The sequence below is a fragment of the Campylobacter concisus genome, assembly GCF_002913045.1.
GTDB lineage: Bacteria > Campylobacterota > Campylobacteria > Campylobacterales > Campylobacteraceae > Campylobacter_A > Campylobacter_A concisus_AP.
The window spans coordinates 1-538 of record NZ_PPAF01000014.1 but is presented as its reverse complement, the minus strand read 5'-3'; the positions used below and the strand labels follow the sequence as shown (position 1 = coordinate 538).

At 42.2% G+C, this 538-nt stretch carries 1 pseudogene; it reads left to right on the top strand.

The features are described 5' to 3' along the window. A pseudogene (locus CYP43_RS02110) lies at window positions 1-452 on the top strand (class II fructose-bisphosphate aldolase); the annotation flags it as partial. Between the last annotated feature and the right edge of the window lie 86 nt (window positions 453-538).

Below are 538 nucleotides of genomic sequence, written 5' to 3'. Positions count from 1 at the left end.
GCGTACCACTCTTTAGCTCTCACATGCTCGACCTTAGTGGAGAGAGTCATAACGAAAATCTAAGTACATGCGAGAAGTATCTAAAAGAGCTTAGCGAGCTGGGCATCAGACTTGAGATCAAGCTTGGCGTCACAGGTGGTGAAGAAGATGGTGTATATAATACAAGCGTTGATTATGCGCTTCTTTACACTCAGTCAGAGGATGTCGCACTTGACTATGAACGACTAATCAAGATAATCGATAAATTTAGCATTGCAGCTAGCTTTGGTAATGTCCACGGCGTTTATTTACCAGGTAATGTCGTGCTACGACCTGAACTTCTTAAAAACCCACAAGCCTATGTGGCAAAGACATTTAATACCAAAAGCGACACTCCAGTAAATTATGTATTTCATGGCGGTAGTCTAAGCGAGTTCATAGTTATCAAAAATTCTGTACGCTACGGTGTTATCTAGATGTTAACAGTCACCGGTACTTACTGGGCTTTCTGGGACGGTGTGAGTGATTAAGAGGCTAAAAATTGAGCCCACTTCCCATT